The following is a 24682-nucleotide window of genomic DNA, read 5'->3' as shown; positions in this document are numbered from 1 at the left end:
ACGGTGTCGACCAGGAACGGCATGTCGTCGTTGACGATCTGCAGCACGGTGTGCGCCGATTCCCAGCCGTTGGCCTTCAGGGTGGGGTTGAACACGCGCACGTTGGCCTTGCCGGCCTTGCGCACGCGGGCGAATTCAAGGGTGTCGCCGGCCAGTGCGGCCCATTCTTCAACCGTGTGGTGCGGGAACTCGTCCGCTTCCATGCGCTTGTAGAAATCTGCGGCGAACGCCACTGCCTCGGCCTGCCCGGCCGCCGGGTAACGCTTGCGCAAAGCCGTGTACACCGGTTCCAGAGAGAAGCCCACTGGCGAAACAGTCTGCGTATCGGCTGGTTTGGTCGTTTTTTTCACGGTCTTGGCTGCTGTTTTTTGCGGTTTCATGGCAGAGCGATGCGTGTTGCCCAGTTGGGAAAATGAAATTGTAGCCCTACCGCACGAAAACACCTTGCTGCAGGACGGAATAAGGTTTTTCGGGTTGGGTGGCGTTTACATCGCACCCGATCAATGCGCCAAGGTACGGAACGTGTTGCATCCAAGGTGTGCATGCCAGCATCCGCACTGGACATGGCAACTTGACGACGCGCATCACGAACCGTGTCGAAAGCCATGCTTCACCAATTCTGAACTGGACGGTATAGTCCACCGCGTGAGCTCCCCCACCCCCACCGCCGCCGTGCTGGATGCACGCGATCACCGCGTGTGGAACGGCGCCGCCGGATTTCACATCGCTGAACAGACTCTTTTACGACTCTGCGCCGGCGCCGACCGACATGACGACCCGCACTTCATGAGCCACCTGCTATTGAGCAGGATCGCCGTACCGTATTTCCCCCATCGTGCAGACGCCTCGCGGCGGCGCCGGTGGGCCGACATTTCCGTGGACAGCTCCCCTCGCGCGTGCGTTGCGCCGGTCGCGGTCCGCCCACAGCATTCAAACCAACACCGGAGTTCCCCCCGATGATCGCCCCACTCCGCACCCTCGCCATGACGTGCGCAGTCGCCGTCGCGTTGACCGCCTGCAAGAAGCCGGAACAACAGACGCCCCCGCCGCCGGAAGTGGGCGTGATCGAAGCCAAGGCCGGCACCCTGCCGCTGCAGCGTGAGATGGTCGGCCGCCTGTCGCCGTACCGCAGCGCCGACGTGCGTGCCCGCGTACCCGGCGTGCTGCTCAAGCGCGTCTACCAGGAAGGCCAGGACGTCAAACAGGGCCAGGTGATGTTCCTGATCGACCCGGCGCCGCTGCAGGCGTCATTGAACGCCTCGCAGGCCGAGCTGGCCTCGGCCCAGGCGACCTACGCCAACGCCAAGGCCGCCGCGGCCCGCGCCCGATCGCTGGCACCGCAGCAGTTCGTCTCCAAGTCGGACCTGGATGCCGCCGAAGCCACCGAACGCTCGTCTGCCGCCGCCGTACAGCAGGCGCAGGCGGCGCTGTCCAACGCGAAGATCAACCTCGGCTACGCCCAGGTGACCTCGCCGATCGACGGCCGCGCCGGCAAGCAGCAGGTTACCGAAGGCGCGCTGGTCGGCCAGGGCGACATCACCCTGCTGACCACCGTGGATCAGCTCGACCCGCTGTACGTGAACTTCTCGATGAGCTCGGACGAGCTGACCCAGCTGCGCCAGGCCGAAGCCAAGGGCTCGGTGCTGCTGGCCGGCGACGGCAAGTCGACCGTGGCGGTCAAGCTTTCCGACGGCACCGCCTATGAGCACCCGGGCACGCTGGACTACTCCTCGGCCGTGGTCGACCCCTCCACCGGCGCAGTGACCCTGCGCGCGCTGCTGCCGAACCCGGACAAGATCCTGCTGCCGGGCTCGTTCGTCAGCTTCCAGGCGGTGCTGGGCGAGCGCAAGAATGCGTTCCTGGTGCCGCTGCAGGCGCTGCAGCGCGACACCGTCGGCGGCTACGTGATGGTGGTCGGCAAGGACGGCAAGGTCCTGCGCCGCAACGTGGTCACCGAAGGCCAGCAGGGCAGCAACTGGCTGGTCAGCAGCGGCCTGGAACCGGGCGACCAGGTGATCGTGGCGGGCGTGCAGAAGGTCAAGGAAGGCGCACCGGCCACGGCCAAGCCGTGGACCCCGGGTGCACCGGGCGCCAATGGCCAGGCACCGGCAGGCGCCGCGCCCGCGGCTGCCGGCCAGGCGCCGGCCGCGCAGGCCGACGCTGCGGCACCGGCCGACGCGGCCGCCAAGCCCTCCGACGGCGCTCCGGCTGCCGAACCGAACAAGCAATAACGGGAACCGTCCGTCATGCCTAAATTTTTCATTGAACACCCGGTATTCGCCTGGGTGGTCGCGATCCTGATCTCGCTTGCGGGCGTGATCTCGATCCTGGGTCTGGGCGTGGAGTCCTACCCGAGCATCGCACCGCCGCAGGTGACGGTGAGCGCCACCTACCCCGGCGCCAGCGCCGACACCACCGAAAAGTCGGTCACCCAGGTGATCGAGCAGCAGCTGACCGGTATCGATCACCTGCTGTACTTCAGCTCCTCATCAGCCTCGAACGGCCGTGCGCAAATCACCCTGACCTTCGAAACCGGCACCGACGCGGACATCGCGCAGGTGCAGGTGCAGAACAAGGTGTCGCTGGCCACGCCACGGCTGCCGACCGAAGTGACCCAGCAGGGCGTGGTGGTGGCCAAGGCCAACGCCGGCTTCCTGATGGTCATCGCGCTGCAGTCCGACACGCCGGCCATCAACCGTGATGCCCTGAACGACATCGTCGGCTCGCGCGTGCTCGACCAGGTCTCGCGTATCCCCGGCGTCGGCAGCACCCAGCAGTTCGGTTCCGAGTACGCCATGAACATCTGGCTCAACCCGGAAAAGATGCAGGGCTACGGACTGTCGGCCAGCCAGGTGCTGGCCGCGGTGCGCGCACAGAACGTGCAGTTCGCCGCCGGTGCGCTGGGTTCGGACCCGTCGCCGGAAGGCCAGCACTTTACCGCCACGGTCTCGGCCGAAGGCCGCTTCAGTTCGCCGCAGGAGTTCGAGAACATCATCCTGCGCGCGAATCCTGACGGCTCGCGGGTACTGATGAAGGACATCGCCCGTGTTGCCTTCGGTGCCAACAACTACGGCTTCGACACCCAGTACAACGGCAAGCCGACCGGCGCCTTCGCCATCCAGCTGCTGCCGGGCGCCAATGCCCTGAACGTGGCCGATGCGGTGCGCGCCAAGATGGACGAGCTGCAGCCCAGCTTCCCGTCTGGGGTGACCTGGTTCTCGCCGTACGACAGCACCACCTTCGTCAAGATCTCGATCCAGGAAGTGGTCAAGACACTGTTCGAGGCAGTGTTCCTGGTGTTCCTGGTGATGCTGATCTTCCTGCAGAACTTCCGCGCCACCCTGATCCCGACCCTGGTCATCCCGGTGGCCCTGCTCGGTACCTTCCTGGGCATGTGGATGATCGGCTTCACGATCAACCAGCTGACCCTGTTCGCGATGGTGCTGGCGATCGGCATCGTGGTCGATGACGCGATCGTGGTGATCGAGAACGTCGAACGCATCATGACCGAGGAAGGCCTGGCGCCGAAGCCGGCCACGCAGAAGGCGATGACCCAGATCACCGGCGCGGTGGTGGCGATCACCGTCGTGCTGGCTGCGGTGTTCATCCCGTCCGCCCTGCAGGGCGGCGCCGCCGGTGAGATCTACAAGCAGTTCGCGCTGACCATCGCCATCTCGATGGCGTTCTCGGCATTCCTGGCCCTGGGCTTCACCCCGGCGCTGTGCGCGACCTTCCTCAAGCCGACGCACAACGACAACCCGAACATCATCTACCGCACCTTCAACAAGTACTACGACAAGATCAGCCACACCTATGTGGGCCACATCACCTCGGCAGTGCGCCATGCGCCGCGCTGGATGATCCTGTTCGTGGTACTGACCGCACTGTGCGGCTTCCTGTTCACCCGCATGCCGGGCAGCTTCCTGCCGGAAGAAGACCAGGGCTATGCGCTGGCGATCGTGCAGCTGCCGCCGGGCTCGACCAAGGGCCAGACCAACGAAGTGTTCGCGCAGATGCGTGGCATCCTGGAAAAGCAGGATGGCTATGAAGGCATGCTGCAGGTGGCCGGTTTCAGCTTCGTCGGTTCCGGCGAGAACGTGGGCATGGGCTTCATCCGCCTGAAGCCGTGGGAGGAACGCAAGTTCACCGCGCCCGAGTTCATCCAGAACATGAACGGCGCGTTCTACGGCATCAAGGAAGCGCAGATCTTCGTGGTCAACCTGCCCACCGTGCAGGGCCTTGGCCAGTTCGGCGGCTTCGATATGTGGCTGCAGGACCGTAGCGGTGCCGGTTACGAACAGCTGACCCAGGCCCGCAACATCCTGCTCGGCCAGGCCGCGCAGAAGCCGGACCACCTGGTCGGCGTGCGCCCGAACGGCCTGGAAAACGCGCCGCAGCTGCAGCTGCACGTGGACCGCGTGCAGGCGCAGACGATGGGGCTGTCGGTGTCGGACGTGTACAGCACGATCCAGCTGATGCTGGCGCCGGTGTACGTGAACGACTTCTTCTACCAGGGCCGCATCAAGCGGGTGACGATGCAGGCCGACGGTCCGTTCCGGACCGGGGCGGAGTCGTTGAACAGCTTCTACACGCCCAGCTCGCTGCAGACCAATGCAGACGGGACGCCGGCGATGATTCCGCTGAGCACGGTGGTGCGGTCGGAATGGGTGTCGGCACCGCCGTCGCTGAGCCGCTACAACGGCTATTCGGCGATCAACATCGTGGGTTCGCAGGCACCGGGCCGCAGTTCGGGCGAGGCGATGCAGGCGATGGAGCGGATCGTGCAGGACGACCTGCCGGCGGGCTTCGGCTACGACTGGTCGGGCATGTCCTACCAGGAAATCCTGGCGGGCAACGCGGCGACGCTGCTGCTGGTGCTGTCGATCGTGGTGGTGTTCCTGTGCCTTGCGGCGCTGTATGAGAGCTGGTCGATCCCGGTGGCGGTGCTGCTGGTGGTGCCGCTGGGCGTGCTGGGTGCGCTGGCGTTCTCGCTGGCACGCGGGCTGCCGAACGATCTGTACTTCAAGATCGGCCTGATCACGGTGATCGGCCTGGCGGCGAAGAACGCGATCCTGATCGTGGAGTTCGCGGTGGAGCAGCGGGCGGCGGGCAAGAACCTGCGCGAAGCGACCATCGAGGCCTCGCGCCTGCGTTTCCGCCCGATCCTGATGACCTCGTTCGCGTTCATCATGGGCGTGATTCCGATGGCGATCTCGACCGGTGCGGGCGCGAACGCGCGTCACGCCATCGGTACCGGCGTGATCGGCGGCATGGTGTTCGCCACCTTCCTCGGCCTGCTGATGATCCCGGTGTTCTTCGTGGTGGTCCGCCGCATGCTCGGCGACAAGCTGGACGAACCGTCCAAGGAGTTCCTGGAACGCCAGGGCGACGCGAATACGGTGCATCGTCCGGATCGTTGATGAGCATCAAGGTGTAATACGAAAGGCCCCGGAGCGATCCGGGGCCTTTTTTTTTTGCGGCAATCGCCAACGTTGCGTGGCGCCGGGCTCTGCCCGGCTGTTGTTGGTTCTGGGCGAACAGCCGTGGTCTGGGTGGCTTTCCTGGTTGGGGCCGTCGGGGGTGGGCTTGTGGGGGACGCCGTAAACCCATCCATGGGGGCTAAGTCGCGGCATCCATGCCGCTCATTCCCCCACAAACCCACCCCGCCGACCCCTCGACAGTGCGTCGGTCCGCGCGGGAAACGCGGTTGTCGGCCGCTGGCCGACACTGCCTTGCGTTCCATTTTCATGCGTTACCGGACGTTGAATTTTTCACGGCGGTTGTTTGGGAACCAACCCTACCGAAGAGTGCATGCCGCGAATCGTGGCGACCGCAGGTCGGCGCGCCCGCTTTCCCGTGGCCCGCGACACACTGTCGAAGGGTCGGCGGGGGTGGATTTGAGGGGGCATGAGCCGCATGGATGCGGCGACTGAGCTTACATGGACGTACTTGCAGCGTCCCCCACAAATCTACACCCGACGGCCCTGACCAGGGGTACTTGGCAGACGGCGGCTGTTCGCCAAAATCCAACAGCAGCCGGGCAGAGCCCGGCTCTACGTGATTACGCAACCCCAGCCCGTGGCGAAATCGAATGCCAGTAAGCAATCGGGGCCCACGAAGGGCCCCGATGCACTGCACGGTTTGGGGTCGGATCAGCGCAAACCGGTCTCGTTGCGCGCGATCACCAGGCGCTGGATTTCCGAGGTGCCTTCGTAGATCTCGGTGATCTTGGCGTCGCGGAAGTAACGCTCCAGCGGCATTTCCTTGGAATAGCCCATGCCACCGTGGATCTGCACCGCTTGGTGGGTGATCCACATCGCCGCTTCCGAGGCGGTCAGCTTGGCAATCGCCGCTTCATTGCTGTAACGCTTGCCCTGCCCCTTCACCCATGCCGCGCGCAGCGTCAGCAGCAGCGCCGCGTCCAGCTTGCACTTCATGTCCGCGATCTTCGCCTGGGTCATCTGGAACGTGCCTATGGCGGCCCCGAATGCCTTGCGCTCCTTCACGTACTCAATCGTCGCCTCGTACGCCGCACGCGCGATGCCGATTGCCTGCGAGGCGATGCCGATGCGGCCCGCGTCCAGCACGCCCATCGCGATCTTGAAGCCCTCGCCTTCCTTGCCCACCACGTCGTCCGCGTCGGCCACGTAGTCCTGGAACTCGATCTCGCAGGTTGCCGACGCACGGATGCCCAGCTTCGGCTCGGTCTTGCCGCGGTGGAAGCCCGCCTTGTCCGTGTCGATCATGAACGCCGTGATGCCGCGCGCGCCCTGCTCCGGATCGGTCATCGCGAACAGCACGATGTACTTCGCCACCGGGCCCGAGGTGATCCAGCTCTTCTTGCCGTTGATCACGTACGTGCCGTCGGCCTGTTTCACCGCGCGGCAACGCATCGCCGTCGCGTCCGAACCCGACTGCGGCTCGGTCAGCGCGAACGCACCGATCGCCTCGCCTTCGGCAATGGCGCGCACATACTTCTGCTTCTGCGCCTCGCTGCCGAAGTTCAGGATGCCGCTGCAGAACAGCGAATTGTTCACCGACATGATCGTCGAATGCGCCGCATCGCCTGCGGCCACCTCCACCATCGCCAGCACATAGGAGATCGGGTCCATGCCCGCGCCGCCGTACTCGGTCGGCACTTCGATGCCCATCAGCCCGTTCTCGCCCAGCAACTGGATGTTCTCCAGAGGGAACTCGCCGGTACGGTCGTGGTGTTCCGCGCTCGGCGCGATCTTTTCCTGCGCGATGCGGCGCGCAACGTCCTGCAGCATCAGCTGCTCTTCAGTGAAACTGAAATCCACAACACCCTCCCAGATACTGGCTGCAAGCCAACACAATACGCTACCGGATGGTGCGATTGTAGCGGAGGGCGGCCGCTCCGGTCCGACTTGACCGCAGCGGGGCCGAGCGACGAAAATATCTCTATATCGCGATAGGTAGATATTTATGGATCTCGAGGACTGGTCGGTCCGGCTGAAAGTGTTCGCCGACGCCACCCGCGTGCGCCTGCTCACCTTGCTGGAGCAGGAAGAACTCACCGTGGCCGAGCTCTCGGCCATCACCACCCTGGCCCAGCCACGGGTGTCGACCCACCTGGCCCGGCTCAAGGAAGCCGGCCTGGTCCGCGACCGGCGCGCCGGCGTGTCCGCCTACTACCGCTTCGACGACGCCGCGCTCGACCCGGCGCAGCGCGCATTGTGGCATGCCCTGAGTACCGGCAGCGACGACCCGCTGCTGCGCCAGGATGCTGAACGCGTAGCCGCCGTCCTGGCCAGCCGCGCCGCCGACCAGAACTGGGCCGACAGCGTCGCCGGCGACATGGAACGCCATTACTCCCCCGGCCGTACCTGGGAAGCGCTCGCGCGCACCGCCCTGCCACTGCTGGAAACCGGCGACGTGCTCGACATCGCCTCCGGCGACGGCGTGCTCGCCGAACTGGTCGCCCCGCACGCGAAGCGCTACGTCTGCATCGACACCAGCGCCCGCGTGGTTGCCGCCGCCAGCGAACGGCTGCGCCGCCTCGCCAATGTCGAGGTGCGCGAAGGCGATATGCATGCCTTGCCGTTCAAGGACCGCAGCTTCGACCTGGTCGTGCTCATGCACGCCCTGACCTACGCCGCCAAACCCGCCCAGGCCGTGGCCGAAGGCGCGCGCGTGCTGCGCTCCGGCGGCCGCCTCCTGCTGTGCAGCCTGGCCCGCCACGAACACAAGGCCGCCGTCGAAGCCTATGGTCACGTCAACCTGGGTTTCTCGGACAAGGAACTGCGCAAGTTCGCCGAGAAGGCCGGGCTGGTCGTCTCAAGCCTGGAAACGGTGACACGCGAAAAGCGTCCGCCGCACTTCGAAGTCATTTCGCTGATCGCCAGCAAGCCGTGAGGTTGTAACCCGATGTCCCTGCCCTGGCTGCACCCCGACCGTGTCCGCGCCCTTGAAGAGGCGCTGGCCACCCGCATCCTGATCATCGACGGCGCCATGGGCACCATGATCCAGCGGCATGGGCTGGAGGAAGCCGACTACCGGGGCGAGCGCTTCGCCGAGGGCTTCGACCACCAGCATGGCGTCGGCTGCGACCACGGCACCCCCGAAGGCCATGACCTCAAGGGCAACAACGACCTGCTGCTGCTGACCCGCCCCGAGGTCATCGCCGACATCCACACCGCCTACCTGCAGGCCGGTGCCGACCTGGTCGAAACCAATACCTTCAACGCCACCTCGGTGAGCCAGGCCGACTACCACCTCGAGCACCTGGTGTATGAGCTCAACAAGGCCGGTGCCGCCGTTGCCCGCGCCTGCTGCGACGCGATCGAAGCCACCACCCCTGACAAGCCACGCTTCGTCATCGGCGTGCTCGGCCCGACCAGCCGCACCGCCTCGATCAGCCCCGACGTCAACGATCCCGGCTTCCGCAATACCAGCTTCGACGCGCTGCGCGAGACCTACCGCGAAGCCATCGACGGCCTGATCGACGGCGGCGCCGACACGCTGATGGTGGAAACCATCTTCGACACGCTGAACGCCAAGGCTGCGTTGTTCGCCATCGAGGAAGCCTTCGACGCACGCGGCGCGCGGCTGCCGATCATGATCTCCGGCACGATCACCGACGCCTCCGGGCGCACTCTGTCCGGCCAGACCGCCGACGCCTTCCATGCCTCGCTGGCGCATTCGCGTCCGCTGTCGATCGGCCTGAACTGCGCGCTCGGCGCCGATGCGATGCGTCCGCACGTGGAAACGCTTGGCCAGGTCGCCGACTGCTATGTCAGCGCCCACCCCAACGCTGGCCTGCCCAACGCCTTCGGCGAGTACGACGAGACCCCGGACGAGATGGCCGCCACCCTGCGCGGCTTCGCGCAGGACGGCCTGCTGAACCTGGTCGGCGGCTGCTGCGGCTCCACCCCCGACCATATCCGCGCCATTGCCGAGGCCGTGGCCGGGCTGCCACCGCGCGCCCTGCCCGGCCCACGGGAGCAGGCCGCGTGAGCACGCCTGCCCGCCACACCCGCCTGTCCGGGCTTGAGCCGCTGGTCATCACCCCGGACCTGCTGTTCGTCAACGTCGGCGAGCGCACCAACGTCACCGGCAGCGCGCAGTTCCGCAAGCTGATCAAGGAAGAGCGCTACGAGGAAGCCGTGGAAGTGGCGCGCCAGCAGGTCGCCAGCGGCGCGCAGATCCTCGACGTCAACATGGACGAGGGCCTGATCGATTCCGAGAAGGCGATGACCCGCTACCTCAACCTGATCATGTCCGAGCCGGACATCGCGCGCATTCCGGTGATGGTCGACTCCTCCAAGTGGAGCGTGATCGAGGCCGGGCTGAAGTGCCTGCAGGGCAAGAGCGTGGTCAACTCGATCTCGCTCAAGGAAGGCGAAGCGCTGTTCATCGAACACGCGCGCAAGGTGCTGCGGTATGGCGCCGCCGCAGTGGTGATGGCCTTCGACGAACAGGGCCAGGCCGACACCTGCGCGCGCAAGGTGGAGATCTGCACCCGCGCCTACCGGATCCTGGTCGACCAGGTCGGGTTCCCGCCGCAGGACATCATCTTCGACCCGAACATCTTCGCCGTCGCCACCGGCATCGAAGAGCACGACAACTATGCGGTGGACTTCATCGAAGCCACCCGCATCATCAAGCGCACCCTGCCGCACTGCCATGTGTCCGGTGGCGTCTCCAACGTCTCGTTCTCGTTCCGTGGCAACGAAACCGTGCGCCAGGCGATCCATGCGGTGTTCCTGTACCACGCCATCGCCGCCGGCATGGACATGGGCATCGTCAACGCCGGCGCCATGCCGATCTATGACGAGCTGGAGCCGGAACTGCGCGAGCGCGTGGAGGATGTGATCCTCAACCGCCGCAGCGACGCCACCGAGCGCCTGCTGGAAATCGCCGAGCGCTACAAGGGCAAGAAGGGCGCGGCGAAGACCGAGGACCTGGCCTGGCGCGAGAAGCCGGTGGCGCAGCGCCTGGCGCACGCGCTGGTGCATGGCCTGGACGCCTATGTGGAAGAGGACACCGAACTGGCCCGACAGGCCTCCAGCCGCCCACTGGATGTGATCGAAGGCCCGCTGATGGACGGCATGAACGTGGTCGGCGACCTGTTCGGCGCCGGCAAGATGTTCCTGCCGCAGGTGGTGAAGTCCGCGCGCGTGATGAAGAAGGCGGTGGCCTACCTGCTGCCGTACATCGAAGCGGAAAAGGCGCGCAGCGGCGACACCGCCAAGAGCAACGGCAAGATCATCATGGCCACGGTCAAGGGCGACGTGCACGACATCGGCAAGAACATCGTCGGCGTGGTCCTGGCCTGCAACAACTTCGAGGTGGTCGACCTGGGCGTGATGGTACCGGCGCAGAAGATCCTGGACGCGGCCCGCGCCGAGAACGCCGACATCATCGGGCTGTCCGGACTGATCACGCCGTCGCTGGAAGAAATGAGCCATGTCGCCCGCGAAATGGAACGCCAGGGCTTCACCCTGCCGTTGATGATCGGCGGGGCCACCACCTCGCGCGCGCATACCGCGCTGAAGATCGACCCGCACTACAAGGCGCCGACGGTGTGGGTGAAAGACGCCTCGCGCGCGGTGGGCGTGGCCCAGTCGCTGATCTCCAGCGAGCTGCGCGAGGCGTTCGTGGCTGCCAACGAGGCCGACTACGCCGACATCCGCCAACGCCACCGCAACCGCGGCGATGCCAAGCGGCTGGTGACCCTGGCCAAGGCCCGCGCGCAGCGCTTCGACGGTGGCTGGGACACCTACACGCCCCCTGCCCCGCGCAAGCCGGGCCTGCACGTACTGGACGACTACCCGCTGGCCGACCTGGTCGAGGTGATCGACTGGACCCCGTTCTTCCAGGCCTGGGAGCTGGCCGGCAAGTACCCCGCCATCCTCACCGATGAGATCGTCGGCACCCAGGCCAGCGAGCTGTACCGCGACGCGCGCGCGATGCTGACCCGGATCGTCGACGAGCGCTGGCTCACCGCCCGGGCGGTGTTCGGGCTGTGGCCGGCCAACAGCGTGGGCGACGACGTGCACCTGCAGACCGACGATGGCCCTGCCGTGCTGCACTTCCTGCGCCAGCAGGTGGACAAGCCGGTGGAACGCCCGGACTTCTGCCTGGCCGACTTCATCGCCCCGGCCGACAGCGGCCGCCAGGACTGGATCGGCGCGTTCGCGGTGACGGCGGGTATCGGTATCGAGCCGCACGTGGCGCGCTTCGAGGCCGACCATGACGACTACAACGCGATCCTGCTGAAGGCGTTGGCGGATCGGTTGGCCGAAGCCCTGGCCGAGCGACTGCATCAGAAGGTGCGTACCGACTACTGGGGGTACCAGCCGGACGAGGCGCTGGACAACGAGGCGCTGATTGCCGAGCAGTACAGCGGCATCCGCCCGGCGCCGGGGTATCCGGCCTGCCCGGAACATAGTGAGAAGGGCACGCTGTTCCGGCTGCTGGATGCGGAAAAGAATGCAGGCATGGAGCTCACCGAGAGCTTCGCAATGCTGCCGACTGCGGCCGTGTCGGGCTACTACTTCAGCCACCCGCAGAGCCAGTATTTCGTGGTTGGGCGGGTGACGCGCGAGCAGGTGTCGGATTACGCCAAGCGCAAGGGCGTGGATCGGGCGCAGGTGGAGCGCTGGCTGGCGTCCAACCTGGATTACGATCCCGAATGAACGACGCTGTTCCCGCCGCACGCCTCTCCAGCTACTACCTGTTCTATTACGCGGCGCTGGGCGCGTTCACGCCGTACTGGTCGCTGTTCCTGACCGCGCGCGGCATGAGCGTGACCGCGATCAGCGTGATGATGGGAATCTGGTACGCCACCCGCATCGTGGCGCCGACCACCTGGACCTCGATCGCAGCGGCGTCGCGCGATCCGATCCGCTGGCTCCGCATCGGCAGCGTGCTCACCCTGCTGACCTTCTGCGCGTTCCTGCTGCCGCTGCCACAGCCATGGATGTACCCGGCGATGGTGGTGTTCTGCTTTTTCTACAACGCGGTGATGCCGCAGTTCGAGTCGATCACGCTGACCCACCTGGGCAACGACAGCCACCGCTACGGGCTGATCCGGGTCTGGGGCTCGCTGGGTTTCATCGCGGTGGTGATGGGCTTTGGCTGGTTCCTGGAGGGCCGCAGCGCGGGTGTGCTGCCGTGGTTGATGCTGCCGCTGTTCGCGCTGCTGGTGGCCTCCTCGTTCGCCAACCGCTACGCGCGCGACTTCCATCGTGCCGACGGCGATGCCAGCGGCTTCTGGCAGATCGTGCGCAAGCCGCAGGTGCTGGCGTTCTTCCTCGCCGCGTTCATGGAACAGCTCTCGTTCGGGCCGTACTACACGTTCTTCTCGGTGTACATGGACCACCACGGGTATGCGACCTCCACCCTGGGCCTGCTGTGGACGATCGGGGTGGTGTTCGAGGTGGCGGTCTTCTTCACCATCGGCCGCTTCTTCCGTCGGTACGACGCCAGCTGGATGTTGCTGATCGCGCTGCTGAGCTCAACCGTGCGTTGGACGGTCACCGCGCTGTTCCCGCAGCACCTGGGGGTGATGCTGGTGGCGCAGACCGCGCACGCGCTGGGGTTCGCCGCGTTCTTCGCCGCAGCGATGCAGATGCTGGCCACGTATTTCCCGGGCCGGCTCAATGGGCATGGCCAAGGGCTGTTGTACGGATTCTCGTCAGGCGTTGGCGGCGTGCTCGGCGCATTGATCGCCGGGCAGCTGTGGGTCATCGACAACGGCCGCACCGCCTTCCTGGCCGGCGCGGGTTTCGCCGCGGCAGGTGCCCTGCTCTGCTTCTTCGCGATCAGCCTGCCGCTGTTGCGGCAGGCCAGGAAGAGTATTGGCCAAACCGGGTAATCGACGGGGTGAGGTAGGGTCGGTTCCCAAACGACGACGTGCATGGATGCACGAGTGGCGCGTTCGCAGGATGCGAAGGAGCGCCCCGCCGATAGGGGTGCCGCGTTCGGTAGCGCATGACCTGAAACGAAGGCGCGCGTTTTCGCCACACGTCCATGCGTCAATGAACGTTGCAGGGTTATCGGCGGTCGTTCGGGAACCGACCCTACCGCAAAGCGCTCACCGTCGCGGTTATCTCACCTGCTCGCGGAAGGATGGCAACAAGACACGGTTGCCGTAACCGCTCAGATGGTCACCGTCGAAATACAGCGGCCGGCCATCCAGGTCGGGCTTGCACACTTCGCCCGGGCACAGCAGTGGAAGCGGATCCCATACGCTCGCGCCGGGCAGTGCTGCAGCCACCTGCTTGAGGCTGTCCAGCACCGGGGCGCGCATGGCTTCGGTCTGCGCGCGCGCGATCGTCAGGCCGTTCACGCAGATCGGGTTGTGCCGGTTGAACGCATCCGAACAGCGGTACGGTGGCGCCGGCAGCACGGGCTTGGGGGCTTCGAACACAATGCGCACGCCGCGTTCGGCCAACGGTCGCAGCTGTTCGATTGCCGCGGCGACTTCACCCGCGCGGCCGCTCACCGCCGCCGGGCTGGCCAGCTCGGCCTGCACCTGCGCGATGTCGAACAGCTGGTACTGCTCGGCCAGGCGCGGCACGCGCAGGCCGGGCAGGAACAGCACGTCGCCTGCGCGCGCGGTGGCCAGGATGTCGTCCAGCACGTTGCGGGTGTAGGCATCGCAGGCCGGATTCGGCCCACGCCACGCCTGCATCCCGACCAGCGCACAGCCGCCGCTGCCGTACAGGCGCACCTGGCCGCCGTCCTGCACTACCTTGCGGCGCAGCAGTTCGTTGTAGACCAACGCGTGCGAATCGCCGGCGACGAACAGCACGTTCCCCACGCCAGCCCCGCCCGGGCATTCGCCCCGCTGCAGCAGGCGCGCCTGGCCGCCGGCCACCGGAATGTGCGACTCGACAACCTGGCAGTCCGGCACTTCCTTCTTCAGTCCCTTCGCGTACGGATACCAGTCCAGCGGATGCCGGCTGACCGTACTGAGCGAGTAGTGCCGCTGATGCTTGACCAGCGCCGACTGCAGCCCGGCGCCGAGCACCAGCACGGCCAGCCCCAGCACTACCCAGCGACCGTTCGTACGCGGGCCACGCGCGCCATGCCGCAGCGGCTGCTCCACCCAGCGCCAGGACAGCCAGGCCAGCGCGAACACCAGGGCCACGGCAACGGCGCCATTGGCCACGGTCTCCAGCCCCACGGTCCAGCGGAACAGCACGAATACCGGCCAGTGCCACAGGTACAGCGAATACGAGAGCTTGCCGACCCACACCATCGGCGCGCTGGACAGCGCGCGCCCGGTCCAGCCCTGCGGGTGGCCGTGCAGCACGGCCAGCAGCACCAGCGTGGACAGCACCGGCCACAGTCCGTCCGGCCACGGCGAGTGTCCCGGGCGCGCGGCCCACAGGCCATACCCGAGCGCCGCCACCGCGAGCAGCAGCACGGGCGAACGCCATGACAACCCACGTGTCACCGCTACCGCGTTGAAGCGCCCGGCCAGCGTCATCGCCTGGTACAGCAGCACACCCACGCCCAGCTGCCAGAACCGGGTGGTGGTCACATAGAACGCCTGGATTTCCTGGCCGCCCTGCCCGACCAGGCGCAGCGCGTAGGCCAGCGACGCCAGCGTGGCCAGCGCGAACAGGCCCAGCGACAGCGCGCGGCCGCGTCCACCGCGTGCCCAGGCCAGGAACAGCAGCGGGAACAGCAGGTAGAACTGTTCCTCCACGCCCAGCGACCAGGTGTGGGTGTACGGATTGAATTCGGTGCGCGGCGAGAAGTAGTCGTTGCCGGTGCTGGCCAGTACCCAGTTGCTGAGTCCGAAGAACGCGCGACGGCCGGTCTTGTCGCTGGTCTCGCTGAGCCAGGATTCGGGAATGAACAGCGCGCTGAGCAGTGCGGTGACCAGCAGGCAGACCACCAGCGCCGGCACGATCCGGCGGATGCGCCGCGCGTAGAAACGCAGCAGGCCCTGCCAGCCGCCAACGGCAGGGAGTCGGTCGACCGACGCGCTGACCACGAAGCCGGAGATCACGAAAAACACGTCCACGCCGGTAAAGCCACCGGGCAGCCAGCTGGCCTTGAGGTGGTACAGGATCACCGACAGCACGGCGACGGCACGCAGGCCGTCGATGTGTGGGACGTAGGCTTGTCGCACTTGGCTTTCCTGCATGCACACTCCTGTTTCCCCACGGCGTGTCGCGCACGCCGTCAGGTGGCATTACATGGGGCGGTTACGCGCTTACCAGACCAGGTCGTCCGGTACCTGGTAGGCCGGGTCGGCGTAGGGGTCGTCTTCGGCCGGTGCGTTCGGGTCCACGCGCAGCGCAACTGACGGGGCGAACACCGCTTCGGCCTCGTCGAGCACCGCAGCGGTCACCAGCAGGTAACGGCCACTGCTCTGCAGCACGCCGAGTTCGCCAGCGTTGAGCTGGCGCAGCTGCTCGGCGGTGACGTAGATGCGCTTGATCTTGCCGCCGTACGGGAAGTGCCGGGCAATGTCGGCGGCCTCGTCGTTGAGCGCCTTGTCCTTCAACAGCACGTCCAGCTTCGCCTTCGCTTCGCGGCGCACGCGCGCCTCTTCCTGCTTCAGGCGCTCGGCTTCAATGCGGTCGTCCTTTTCCTTCTGCGCGCGGATCGCATAGGCCTTGGCCAGGTCGATGTCCTCGCGCGAACGCGGCTTGCCCTGGCCGGGGTTCTGACCCTGGCCGGGACGGGCACCGCCACCGGGGCGACCCTTGCCCTGCGGGCCACGACGGGCGTCGCCGTCGCGCGCGGGGCGCTGGCCATCGCGCGGTGGACGCGCGCCATCGGCGGCCTTGCCCTGCGGGCGGGCGCCGTGCGGTTTGTTCGGGGGCCGGCCGTCGCGGCGGGCATCGGGCTTGCGTTCGGGCGTGGGCGCGGACTTGAAGCCCAGGCCCAGCAGCTGGTCGCGGAGGGTATCGCTCATGACGTTGGGTCGATCAGTAGTGCGGGGGCGGTGGTTCTTCGCCCGAATCGGAATACAGCGCGTTGCGGACCTTGCCCAGGTCCTCCAGCAGCAGGCGGGTCAGGTCGGCGTTGCGGCTGCCCTCGATACGGGCGTCGGCCAGCGCTTCGCTGAGCTCGGCCAGCGCCTGTTCCTGGAAGGACACGCGCATTTCAAGCTCGACCAGGCGCGCTTCCAGTGCCTGCTCACGCGCGGAGGGAGTGGACTCATGCATGCAGCGAACGTCCCCGGCCAATGCCGTAGTAGGCCAGGCCCGCGGCTTCGATTTCCTGCGGGTCGTACAGGTTGCGGCCGTCGAACACCACGGCGTCCTTCAGCGTTTCGCGCAGCCGATTGAAATCCGGACTGCGGAACTGCTTCCACTCGGTGACCACCACCAGCGCGTCGGCGCCGTCGATGGCGTCGTAGGCGCTGTCGCAGAACACCAGGTCGTCGCGCTCGCCGAAGATCCGGCGGGCTTCGTCGGTCGCTTCCGGGTCATAGGCGCGCACGGTGGCACCGCCCTCCCACAGCTGCGCCAGCAGGCGGCGGCTGGAGGCTTCGCGCATGTCGTCGGTGTTCGGCTTGAACGACAGGCCCCACACCGCGAAGGTGCGACCACGCACGCCCTCGTCCTCACCGCGGTCGTAATGACGCTGGATCAGCTGGAAGAGATGGCCCTTCTGCGCATCGTTGACCGCTTCCACCGCGTTGAGCAGCTTCGGCTCATGGCCGTACTGCTGCGCGGTGCGGGCCAGCGCCTGCACGTCCTTGGGGAAACACGAGCCGCCGTAACCGGCGCCCGGGTAGATGAAGTGCCAGCCGATGCGCGGGTCCGAACCGATGCCCTGGCGGACCTGCTCTACGTCGGCACCGACCTTCTCGGCGATGTTGGCGATCTCGTTCATGAACGAAATCTTGGTCGCCAGCATGGCGTTGGCGGCGTACTTGGTCAGTTCGGCCGAGCGCACGTCCATTTCCACCACGCGGTCGTGGTTGCGGTTGAACGGTGCGTACAGGCGGCGCATCAGCGCCACCGATTCGGCATTGGCGGCGCCGATCACGATGCGGTCCGGCCGCATGCAGTCGGCCACGGCGTCGCCTTCCTTGAGGAATTCGGGGTTGGAGACCACGTCGAAGGCGATCTCCTCGCCGCGCTCTGCCAGGACCTCGGCAATCGCGGCGCGGACCTTGTCGGCCGTGCCTACCGGCACGGTCGACTTGTTCACCACCACGGTCGGCACACGCATGTGCCGGCCGATGGTGCGGGCCACGGCCAGCACGTACTGCAGGTCGGCACTGCCGTCCTCGTCCGGTGGCGTGCCCACGGCGATGAAGATCACCTGGCCATGCGCGATCGCCCCGGCGGCGTCGGTGGTGAAGGCCAGCCGCGAGGCGGCATGGTTGGCCTTGACCATCGGCTCCAGGCCCGGCTCGTAGATCGGAATGACGCCACGGTTGAGGCCGTCGACCTTGGCCTGGTCGATATCGACGCAGACCACCTGGTGGCCGACATCGGCCAGGCAGGTACCCGTGACCAGTCCGACATAGCCGGTACCGAAAATTGCGACGCGCATGTCCGTAGTAACTCCAGTTCCGATTACGGAAGAACGTCCAGCAGTTCGACGTCGAAGGTCAGCGTCGCGTTCGGACCGATCGGGCCGCCCGGCGTGCCCTGCTCACCGTAGGCCAGTTCGCCCGGGATCCAGAAGCGGTACTTGGCGCCGACCGGCATCAGTGCAACGCCTTCCGACCAGCCCTTGACCACCTGGTCCAGGCCGAACACGATCGGCTCGCCGCGGGTGTAGCTGCTGTCGAAGACGGTGCCGTCGAGCAGCTTGCCTTCGTAGTTCACGCGGACCTTGCTGGTCGGCATCGGGCGCTCGCCCGAACCCGGACGCAGCACCTGGTACTGCAGGCCCGACGCGGTGGTGACCACGCCCGGCTGGGTCTTGTTCTTGGCCAGGAAGTTGTTGCCTTCGGTGCGGTTGGTACCGGCCTTGGCGGCTTCCTTGGCCTGCATCTCACCCTGCTTGGCGGCCATGAAGGTCTCCAGGGTCGACTTGGCCTGCTCGGCGGTGAGCTTCGGGGTGCCCTTCGCGAAGGCGGTCTTGACCGCGTCGAACAGCACGTCCAGGTCCAGCTCGGCCTTCAGCGGCGCAAGCGACGGGCCCACGGCGTAGCTGCCCAGCATCAGGCCGACCTTTTCGCGGTCGACCTTCGGTGCGGGGGTGCCCGGCGCCATGCCCGGCACCGGCTGGCCGCTCTTGACCGCCATGGCCATGCGCAGCGACTGGTCGGTCTTCTGCGCTTCTTCCTGGGTGATCAGCGGCTGCTTGCCGTCGAAGGCGTTGTTCACCGCGCGGCGCAGGGCGGCCAGATCGATTTCGTCGGCGATCGGGGCGAACGAGTTCGCTACGTCCATACCAATGGCGTAGCTGACGTTTTCACGCTGGGAGGTCAAGGTCGAAGTCTCCTTTGCGGCTGCACCTGCAGCCGGTTGTTGCGACATCACGGTACCGGTGGCACCCATCGCCAGAATCAGAACCGACGCCGCGGCGCCGCGCATTCCCATCTTCATTCGCTGCATTCCTGGAAGTTACTGGACGCCGACGTCGGCGCGAATCCGGCATTGTCGCACGCACGTGCGAGATGTCGAGGCTGTCAGCGCTTCGCAGGCGTGACAGACAGCTCACGTTCGAGCGCAGCGACCAGAGCCGGGTCATCCGGGGTGACCTTGCTGGGGAACTGGGCGACCACCTTGCCATCCCGCCCGATCAGGTACTTATGGAAGTTCCAGCCCGGCGCGACCTTGGTAGCGGCGGTCAGTCGCTGATACAGCGGCGTGGCGTCCGGCCCGGTGACCTGCACCTTCTGGAACATGGGGAACTTCACACCATAGGTCAGCGTGCAGAATTCCTGGATCTCCTTCTCGCTGCCCGGCTCCTGGCCCTTGAAGTCGTTGGACGGGAAGCCCAGCACCGAGAAACCGCGTGCGGCGTACTTCTTCTGCAACGCCTCCAGGGCCTCGTACTGCGGGGTATAGCCGCACTTGCTGGCAGTGTTGACCACCAGCAGCACCTTGCCGCCGTAGGTCTTTTCCAGGTTCACTTCCGCCTTGCCCGCCAACGGCCGGTAGCTGACGTCGAGAAGGTCGGCCGCGTGGACCGAAGCGGTGCCCAGCAGGCCCACCAGCAGCAGGCCCATGCCCCAGCGACGGGTGCGCGAGCGGACGGCGGGGTACGGGGGCAGCGCGGAAGACGGATGGGACATCGCAAAAACTCCGGATCGAGGCGGAAAAACCTGCTGTGCAGGGCGCACGCGGACTATATCACCGGGGATTTCGCTCCCGTAGCTGAATGCCCAGGAGTGAAAATGAAGGCGATGACAGGGATATTTCATGTGTTGAATCAACACCTTGCATTTCGCATTCAGGTCGTGTCACACCCCTGCCATCAGTTGGGGCGTGTCGGGTATTGCACATCGGCGTGTCGGTGTTATAGTTGCATACAACACCAGTCACCTGATGCAGGGGAAGCCCATGAACCGCATGCGCCACCACTCCGCCAAAGCCCTTACAGCCGCGTCCGCGCTGCTGTTGCTGGGCTGGTTCAGCATCCCCGCCGGTGACCGTGGCAGCGATACCGCCACCGGTGCGTTTGAAGGCCCGCAGGACGCAGGCGTCATCAAGGCAGGGACCGCCGACGGCGCCCCCACGCCTCCCCGCCGGCTGCACAGCTCCCTGTCCATGCCTTACTTCTCATTCGCACAGTCGCTGAACCCACGGAGCTGACCATGAGCGATATCCAATGGAGCGATGGTGCTCCGATCTACCGTCAGCTGAAGGAACGCGTGATCGCCATGATGCTCGACAGCATCATCAAGCCCGGCGATGCGTTGCCTTCGGTTCGACAGGTGGCCGCCGAGTACCAGCTCAACCCGATCACCGTGTCGCGCGCTTACCAGGAACTGGCCGACGAAGGCCTGGTCGAAAAGCGCCGCGGCCTCGGCATGTTCATGACCGAGGAAGCCGCCACCCAGCTGCGCAGCAGCGAACGCGACCGCTTCCTCAATGAAGAATGGCCGCTGGTCCTGGAGCGCATCCAGCGCCTGGGCCTGCATCTCGACGAATTGCTGCCCCAGGGGAAATCCTCATGAATGCCGTTGCTAGTGATGTCGTCATCTCCGCCCGTGGCCTGCGCAAGGCCTACAAGCAGACCCTCGCGCTGGACAACACCAGCTTCACCATCGCCCCGGGCCGGATCACCGGCCTGATCGGCCCCAACGGCGCCGGCAAGACCACCCTGCTCAAGGCGCTGCTGGGCCTGACCACGGTGGACGGCGAGCTGAGCGTGCTCGGGCTGGACCCGACGGTGCAGCGCAACGCCCTGATGAATGATGTGTGCTTCATCGCCGACGTGGCGGTGCTGCCGCGCTGGATGAAGGTGCGCGACGCGATCGACTTCGTGGCCGGTGTCCACCCGCGCTTCGACCGCGCCCGCTGCGAGCGTTTCCTGGCGGCGACCAAGCTGCAGCCGCGCCAGCGCGTGCGCGAACTGTCCAAGGGCATGATCGTGCAGCTGCACCTGGCGCTGGTGATGGCCATCGACGCCAAGGTACTGGTGCTGGACGAGCCGACCCTGGGCCTGGACATCCTGTACCGCAAGGAGTTCTACCAGCGCCTGCTGGAAGACTACTTCGACGAGCAGAAGACGATCATCGTGACCACCCACCAGGTGGAAGAGATCGAGCACATCCTGACCGACGTGATGTTCATCCGCGACGGCCGCATCGTGCTGACCGCCGACATGGAAGAGGTCGGCGAGCGCTACACCGAAGTGCTGGTCTCGGCCGAGACGCTGGACGCGGCCCGTGCGCTGGGTCCGATCGACGAGCGCAGCCTGCCCTTTGGCAAGACCGTACTGCTGTTCGACGGGGTGCCGCGCGCCCAGCTCACGCCGCTTGGCGAAATCCGCAGCCCGGGGCTGGCGGATCTGTTCGTGGCCATCATGAAGGGAACCTACGCATGAACACCGTCCACTACCATCCGATCAGCAAGGCCAGCACCTTCAAGTGGCTGCTCAAGCGCGAGTACTGGGAAAACCGCGGCGGTTTCCTGTGGGCACCGCTGATTGCCGGCGGCATTTCGCTGGTGATGAGCCTGATCGGCATCCTGATCGGGCTGTGGGGCCTGCGCCGTGCAGCTGCCAACGGCGACCTGCACATCGACAACACCAAGGTCAGCATCAACGGCCTGGACCTGAAACTGCTGACCGAGCACCTGGATGCCAAGAACATGGCCGACCTCGGCAATGCACTGGACGCGACGCTGGTGCTGAGCTCGCTGTGGCCGTTCGTGGTGCTGGCTTTCGTGGTGTTCTTCTACTGCCTGGGTGCGCTGTATGACGACCGCCGCGACCGCAGCATCCTGTTCTGGAAGTCGCTGCCGCTGTCGGACACCCAGACCGTGCTGTCCAAGGCGCTGAGCGCGCTGCTGGTGGCCCGGTGATCGCGGTGATCGCGTCGGTGCTGACCATGGTCGGCTTCCTGGCGATCCTGTCGGTGATCGTGATGACCCACGGCGGCAACCCGATGACCCTGATCTGGGGCCCGGCGAGCCCGCTGGCCTTCCTGGCCGGCCATCTGGCCTGGCTCCCGGTATACCTGCTGTGGGCGCTGCCGACGGTGGGCTGGCTGCTGATGTGGTCTGCGCTGGCCAAGTCCAAGCCGTTCCTGTGGGCGGTGATGCTGCCGCTGTTTGCCGGGATCATCGTCAGCACCACCCGCGTCATGCAGTTGTTCGACATGACCAGCGGCTGGTTCTGGCAGCACATCGTGGGCCGCCTGCTGCTGGGCACCCTGCCGGGCAGCGACCTGTTCTACCGCCAGGACCAGCTGCAGGCGGTGATGCACGACAGCGACAACATCGCCGCCGCGCTGTCGCCGTCCAGCCAGCTGGCCGCGCTGGCCCTGCCGGAATTGTGGATCGGCGCAGCTGCCGGCGCTGTATTCATCATCATCGCCATCCGCCTGCGCCGCCGCGCTGGCGAAATCTGATCCCTCACTGCTTCGAGGAACCGTCCATGATCCGCACGCTTGCCATTGCTTCCCTGCTGTTGCTGCCGCTGACCGCACTGGCCGATGAGCCACAGTGCAAGTTCAACGCACCGCGCGATCTCAAGCTCGACGTCGCCGGCGCCAAGGCGGTGGTGTTCGAGGTCAACCAGCACGACCTGGTGCTGCAGGCCGGTCCGGGCGCTGCCCAGCTGAGCGGACGGGCCTGCGCCTCCAACGCCGACTGGCTGCCGGAGCTGACCGTGACCCAGGAGAAGGTAGGCGACAAGCTGGTGGTGCGCCTGCGCCGCGAGAACCAGGGCCTGAAGTTCAACATGAGCGGCAACAGCTACGCCTACCTGGACCTGCGCGGCACCATTCCGGACAACGTGCTGATCCAGATGAAGGTGGGCTCGGGCGATGCGTCGGTCACCGGGGCGCATTCGCTGAGCGCGGATGTCGGCTCGGGCGACATCAAGCTGCGCGACATCAAGGGTCTGGTGACGGCGGCAATTGGTTCGGGGGATGTGGAGCTGGATGGCGCAGGTGCGCTGAACCTGCTGTCGATCGGCTCGGGCGACTTCGATGCCCGCAACCTGCGCGGCAATGTCACGGTCGGCACGATCGGCTCGGGTGACCTGACCCTGGACGGGGTGACCGGCAACGTCGCCATCAAGACGGTGGGTTCGGGCGATGTCGATCTGCGCCAGGTCAAGGGCAACGTGAGCCTGGGCAACATCGGATCGGGCGACTTCGAGGCACGCGATGTCGGCGGCAGCGTCACGGTGGACCGGCACGGTTCGGGCGACGTGACAGTGCGCGATGTTGGCGGCGACCTGACCGTGGCCAACAGTGGCAGCGGCGATATCAATGACAGCAACGTGCGCGGCCGCGTCCAGCTGCCGCGTGGGAAATAAGGAGAGCACACCCATGAAAACCCGACTGCTGCTGCCCGCGCTGCTGCTGTGCCTGCCCCTGGCGGCCTGCAGCAATGGCGAGTCCAACAAGGCCGATCCCGCCGCCGGCAAGCCGGTGGTGGACGCCGACTCGATCGGCGGAAAGGTCAAGGCCGCCACCGACAAGGCGCGTGTGGAAATCGCCCAGGGCAACATCAACATCTCCAACGACCAGGCGGAGAAGGCCGAGATCACGCCGCAGGGCGACCTGCTGATCAACGGCAAGGCGGTGACCGTGGACGCGCACCAGCGTGCCCTGCTGCTGGACTACCGCAAGCAGGTCGAAGCCCTGGCAGGCGCGGGCATGGACATCGGCGTGGCCGGCGCCAGCCTCGGCGTGAAGGCGGCCGGCGAGGCCCTGCGCGGGGTGTTCTCGGGCGACACCCAGGGCATCGAGGAGAAGGTGAACGCCGAGGCCGCCAAGATCGAGGCCAGCGCCAAGAAGCTGTGTGGCCTGCTGCCGGTGATGATGGCCAAGCAGCAGGCGCTGGCGGCGGCGCTGCCGGCCTTCAAGCCGTACGCGACGATGGACCAGAGCGACATCGACGACTGCCACAGCTGACCGCGGCAGCCTGCGACGTTCGGTCGCAGTCAGGCCATCGGGACGGGGGAAGGACTACACTAGTCCTCCCCTTTTTCGTTGTTCTCCCGCCATGAAGAAGTTGTGCCTGCTGCTGTTCGCCCTGTTCTGCGTGGCCGCCACCGGCTGCGACCAGGAGTACCGCAACCACCGCGCGGAACGCAGCAAACCGAAGATCACGGTCAGCGACGGCATGGTCACGGTGCGCCGGGCGCCGGCGCCGAACCTGATCATCCTGCCGAACGGGCACATGAAGGTGGACGAGATCGAGATTCCGCTGGACGCCAGCCAGCAGGCGCTGCTGCAGAACATGTTCGGCCAGCTGCAGGTGCTGCGCCAGAACACGCTGGTGGACGCGCCGCATGATCCGGACAAGCGCGCGGTAAAGATCGTGGTCCCGCCGGGCATGCAGCCGATTCCGGCCGACATCGTCACCCGCATTCCCGAGTTCAAGGGCTACACCGAGACGTTCGACAACCTGATGGCAGACCGCCGCTGACGCAGGGCCCTGTTGGTAGAGCCGGGCCTTGCCCGGCTGCGACGTGGTTGCAATCCTGGTAGAGCCGGGCTCTGCCCGGCTGCTGTTGGATTCAGGCGAACAGCCTTGAGCTGCCGGGTCTCCCTGGTCAGGGCCGTCGGGGGTGGGTTTGTGGGGGACGCCGTAAACCC

Annotated in this window: 20 protein-coding genes and 1 pseudogene; 13 read left to right on the top strand and 8 right to left on the bottom strand. The window is 66.3% G+C overall.

Annotation, left to right across the window (positions count from 1 at the left end; genetic code table 11):
- On the bottom strand, positions 1-380 hold a 380-nt coding region (locus RYM47_RS18345), incomplete at its 3' end, for a glutamate dehydrogenase N terminal-domain containing protein (RefSeq protein ID WP_315389840.1).
- 576 nt (positions 381-956) lie between these two features.
- Between RYM47_RS18345 and RYM47_RS18340 the strand changes: the two genes are divergently transcribed.
- Both RYM47_RS18340 and RYM47_RS18335 read left to right on the top strand, forming a co-directional pair.
- Positions 957-2231 carry an efflux RND transporter periplasmic adaptor subunit gene (locus RYM47_RS18340; RefSeq protein ID WP_315389839.1) on the top strand — a complete coding sequence of 425 codons (1275 nt, stop codon included), beginning with the start codon at positions 957-959 and terminating at the stop codon, positions 2229-2231.
- Positions 2232-2246: 15 nt separating this feature from the next.
- A complete protein-coding gene (locus RYM47_RS18335) occupies positions 2247-5420 on the top strand; it encodes a multidrug efflux RND transporter permease subunit (protein ID WP_315389838.1) in 3174 nt (1057 codons plus the stop codon).
- Between the two features lie 732 nt (positions 5421-6152).
- Here the strand turns inward: RYM47_RS18335 and RYM47_RS18330 are convergent.
- A complete protein-coding gene (locus tag RYM47_RS18330; RefSeq protein WP_315389837.1) occupies positions 6153-7301 on the bottom strand; it encodes an acyl-CoA dehydrogenase family protein in 1149 nt (382 codons plus the stop codon).
- Between the two features lie 145 nt (positions 7302-7446).
- Between RYM47_RS18330 and RYM47_RS18325 the strand changes: the two genes are divergently transcribed.
- From RYM47_RS18325 to RYM47_RS18310, 4 genes are read left to right on the top strand one after another with little or no spacing between them, the layout of a single operon-like run.
- Positions 7447-8376, top strand: coding sequence for a metalloregulator ArsR/SmtB family transcription factor (locus RYM47_RS18325; protein ID WP_070208802.1), 930 nt, complete (start codon positions 7447-7449; stop codon positions 8374-8376).
- Positions 8377-8388: 12 nt separating this feature from the next.
- Positions 8389-9477, top strand: a complete 1089-nt coding sequence (locus RYM47_RS18320) for a homocysteine S-methyltransferase family protein (RefSeq protein ID WP_315389832.1) — start codon at positions 8389-8391, stop codon at positions 9475-9477.
- Positions 9474-12161, top strand: coding sequence for a methionine synthase (gene metH, locus RYM47_RS18315; protein WP_315389830.1), 2688 nt, complete (start codon positions 9474-9476; stop codon positions 12159-12161). The genes RYM47_RS18320 and metH overlap by 4 nt, the downstream gene beginning before the upstream one ends.
- Complete coding sequence (locus tag RYM47_RS18310; RefSeq protein ID WP_315389828.1) at positions 12158-13342, top strand: MFS transporter; 1185 nt, start codon at positions 12158-12160, stop codon at positions 13340-13342. Before metH ends, RYM47_RS18310 begins: the two co-directional genes overlap by 4 nt.
- A 231-nt stretch (positions 13343-13573) precedes the next feature.
- On the opposite strand, the gene RYM47_RS18305 is transcribed toward RYM47_RS18310, so the two are convergent.
- The 6 genes from RYM47_RS18305 to RYM47_RS18280 form a co-directional block, all read right to left on the bottom strand.
- A complete protein-coding gene (locus RYM47_RS18305) occupies positions 13574-15613 on the bottom strand; it encodes an acyltransferase family protein (RefSeq protein ID WP_315389827.1) in 2040 nt (679 codons plus the stop codon).
- 84 nt (positions 15614-15697) lie between these two features.
- Positions 15698-16405, bottom strand: a complete 708-nt coding sequence (locus tag RYM47_RS18300) for a DUF2058 family protein (RefSeq protein WP_315389826.1) — start codon at positions 16403-16405, stop codon at positions 15698-15700.
- A gap of 13 nt (positions 16406-16418) precedes the next feature.
- The gene (locus RYM47_RS18295) at positions 16419-16658 is read right to left on the bottom strand and encodes a SlyX family protein (protein WP_070208808.1); all 240 of its coding nucleotides are present in this window, start codon (positions 16656-16658) and stop codon (positions 16419-16421) included.
- Positions 16651-18000 (bottom strand): UDP-glucose/GDP-mannose dehydrogenase family protein, encoded by a 1350-nt coding sequence (locus RYM47_RS18290; RefSeq protein ID WP_315389821.1) that lies wholly within the window; start codon positions 17998-18000, stop codon positions 16651-16653. The genes RYM47_RS18295 and RYM47_RS18290 overlap by 8 nt, the downstream gene beginning before the upstream one ends.
- Positions 18001-18023: 23 nt before the next feature.
- Positions 18024-19004 (bottom strand): FKBP-type peptidyl-prolyl cis-trans isomerase, encoded by a 981-nt coding sequence (locus tag RYM47_RS18285; protein WP_315389820.1) that lies wholly within the window; start codon positions 19002-19004, stop codon positions 18024-18026.
- Positions 19005-19087: 83 nt separating this feature from the next.
- On the bottom strand, positions 19088-19630 hold the full coding sequence (locus tag RYM47_RS18280; RefSeq protein WP_315389841.1) for a glutathione peroxidase: 543 nt from the start codon (positions 19628-19630) through the stop codon (positions 19088-19090).
- 334 nt (positions 19631-19964) lie between these two features.
- Between RYM47_RS18280 and RYM47_RS18275 the strand changes: the two genes are divergently transcribed.
- The 7 genes and pseudogenes from RYM47_RS18275 to RYM47_RS18245 all read left to right on the top strand — a co-directional run bounded on the left by RYM47_RS18275 (position 19965) and on the right by RYM47_RS18245 (position 24512).
- Positions 19965-20216 (top strand): hypothetical protein, encoded by a 252-nt coding sequence (locus RYM47_RS18275; RefSeq protein WP_315389818.1) that lies wholly within the window; start codon positions 19965-19967, stop codon positions 20214-20216.
- Positions 20217-20218: 2 nt separating this feature from the next.
- A complete protein-coding gene (locus RYM47_RS18270; protein ID WP_070209529.1) occupies positions 20219-20581 on the top strand; it encodes a GntR family transcriptional regulator in 363 nt (120 codons plus the stop codon).
- Positions 20578-21453, top strand: coding sequence for an ABC transporter ATP-binding protein (locus RYM47_RS18265; RefSeq protein ID WP_315389815.1), 876 nt, complete (start codon positions 20578-20580; stop codon positions 21451-21453). Before RYM47_RS18270 ends, RYM47_RS18265 begins: the two co-directional genes overlap by 4 nt.
- Positions 21450-22480 (top strand): annotated as a pseudogene (locus RYM47_RS18260) (hypothetical protein). The gene RYM47_RS18265 and the pseudogene RYM47_RS18260 overlap by 4 nt, the downstream one beginning before the upstream one ends.
- Before the next feature lie 26 nt (positions 22481-22506).
- Entirely contained in the window at positions 22507-23394 is an 888-nt protein-coding gene (locus RYM47_RS18255; protein ID WP_315389813.1) for a DUF4097 family beta strand repeat-containing protein, read from the top strand.
- Between the two features lie 13 nt (positions 23395-23407).
- Positions 23408-23995, top strand: coding sequence for a DUF2884 family protein (locus RYM47_RS18250; RefSeq protein ID WP_315389812.1), 588 nt, complete (start codon positions 23408-23410; stop codon positions 23993-23995).
- A 91-nt stretch (positions 23996-24086) separates the two neighbouring features.
- Positions 24087-24512, top strand: a complete 426-nt coding sequence (locus RYM47_RS18245; RefSeq protein WP_315389810.1) for a hypothetical protein — start codon at positions 24087-24089, stop codon at positions 24510-24512.
- The last annotated feature ends 170 nt before the right edge of the window (positions 24513-24682 follow it).

Source organism: uncultured Stenotrophomonas sp., assembly GCF_963519125.1.
Classification (GTDB): Bacteria; Pseudomonadota; Gammaproteobacteria; order Xanthomonadales; family Xanthomonadaceae; genus Stenotrophomonas.
The sequence above is the reverse complement of the archived record's forward strand: the minus strand, read 5'-3'. Positions and strand labels throughout refer to the sequence as shown.

Bases quoted from the DNA above. Each gene is read 5' to 3' on its own strand.
- RYM47_RS18340 (WP_315389839.1), top strand. From the start codon at position 957: ATGATCGCCCCACTCCGCACCCTCGCCATGACGTGCGCAGTCGCCGTC.
- RYM47_RS18335 (WP_315389838.1), top strand. From the start codon at position 2,247: ATGCCTAAATTTTTCATTGAACACCCGGTATTCGCCTGGGTGGTCGCG.
- RYM47_RS18325 (WP_070208802.1), top strand. From the start codon at position 7,447: ATGGATCTCGAGGACTGGTCGGTCCGGCTGAAAGTGTTCGCCGACGCC.
- RYM47_RS18320 (WP_315389832.1), top strand. From the start codon at position 8,389: ATGTCCCTGCCCTGGCTGCACCCCGACCGTGTCCGCGCCCTTGAAGAG.
- RYM47_RS18310 (WP_315389828.1), top strand. From the start codon at position 12,158: ATGAACGACGCTGTTCCCGCCGCACGCCTCTCCAGCTACTACCTGTTC.
- RYM47_RS18300 (WP_315389826.1), bottom strand. From the start codon at position 16,405: ATGAGCGATACCCTCCGCGACCAGCTGCTGGGCCTGGGCTTCAAGTCC.
- RYM47_RS18295 (WP_070208808.1), bottom strand. From the start codon at position 16,658: ATGCATGAGTCCACTCCCTCCGCGCGTGAGCAGGCACTGGAAGCGCGC.
- RYM47_RS18290 (WP_315389821.1), bottom strand. From the start codon at position 18,000: ATGCGCGTCGCAATTTTCGGTACCGGCTATGTCGGACTGGTCACGGGT.
- RYM47_RS18285 (WP_315389820.1), bottom strand. From the start codon at position 19,004: ATGAAGATGGGAATGCGCGGCGCCGCGGCGTCGGTTCTGATTCTGGCG.
- RYM47_RS18280 (WP_315389841.1), bottom strand. From the start codon at position 19,630: ATGGGCCTGCTGCTGGTGGGCCTGCTGGGCACCGCTTCGGTCCACGCG.
- RYM47_RS18275 (WP_315389818.1), top strand. From the start codon at position 19,965: ATGAACCGCATGCGCCACCACTCCGCCAAAGCCCTTACAGCCGCGTCC.
- RYM47_RS18270 (WP_070209529.1), top strand. From the start codon at position 20,219: ATGAGCGATATCCAATGGAGCGATGGTGCTCCGATCTACCGTCAGCTG.
- RYM47_RS18265 (WP_315389815.1), top strand. From the start codon at position 20,578: ATGAATGCCGTTGCTAGTGATGTCGTCATCTCCGCCCGTGGCCTGCGC.
- RYM47_RS18255 (WP_315389813.1), top strand. From the start codon at position 22,507: ATGATCCGCACGCTTGCCATTGCTTCCCTGCTGTTGCTGCCGCTGACC.
- RYM47_RS18250 (WP_315389812.1), top strand. From the start codon at position 23,408: ATGAAAACCCGACTGCTGCTGCCCGCGCTGCTGCTGTGCCTGCCCCTG.
- RYM47_RS18245 (WP_315389810.1), top strand. From the start codon at position 24,087: ATGAAGAAGTTGTGCCTGCTGCTGTTCGCCCTGTTCTGCGTGGCCGCC.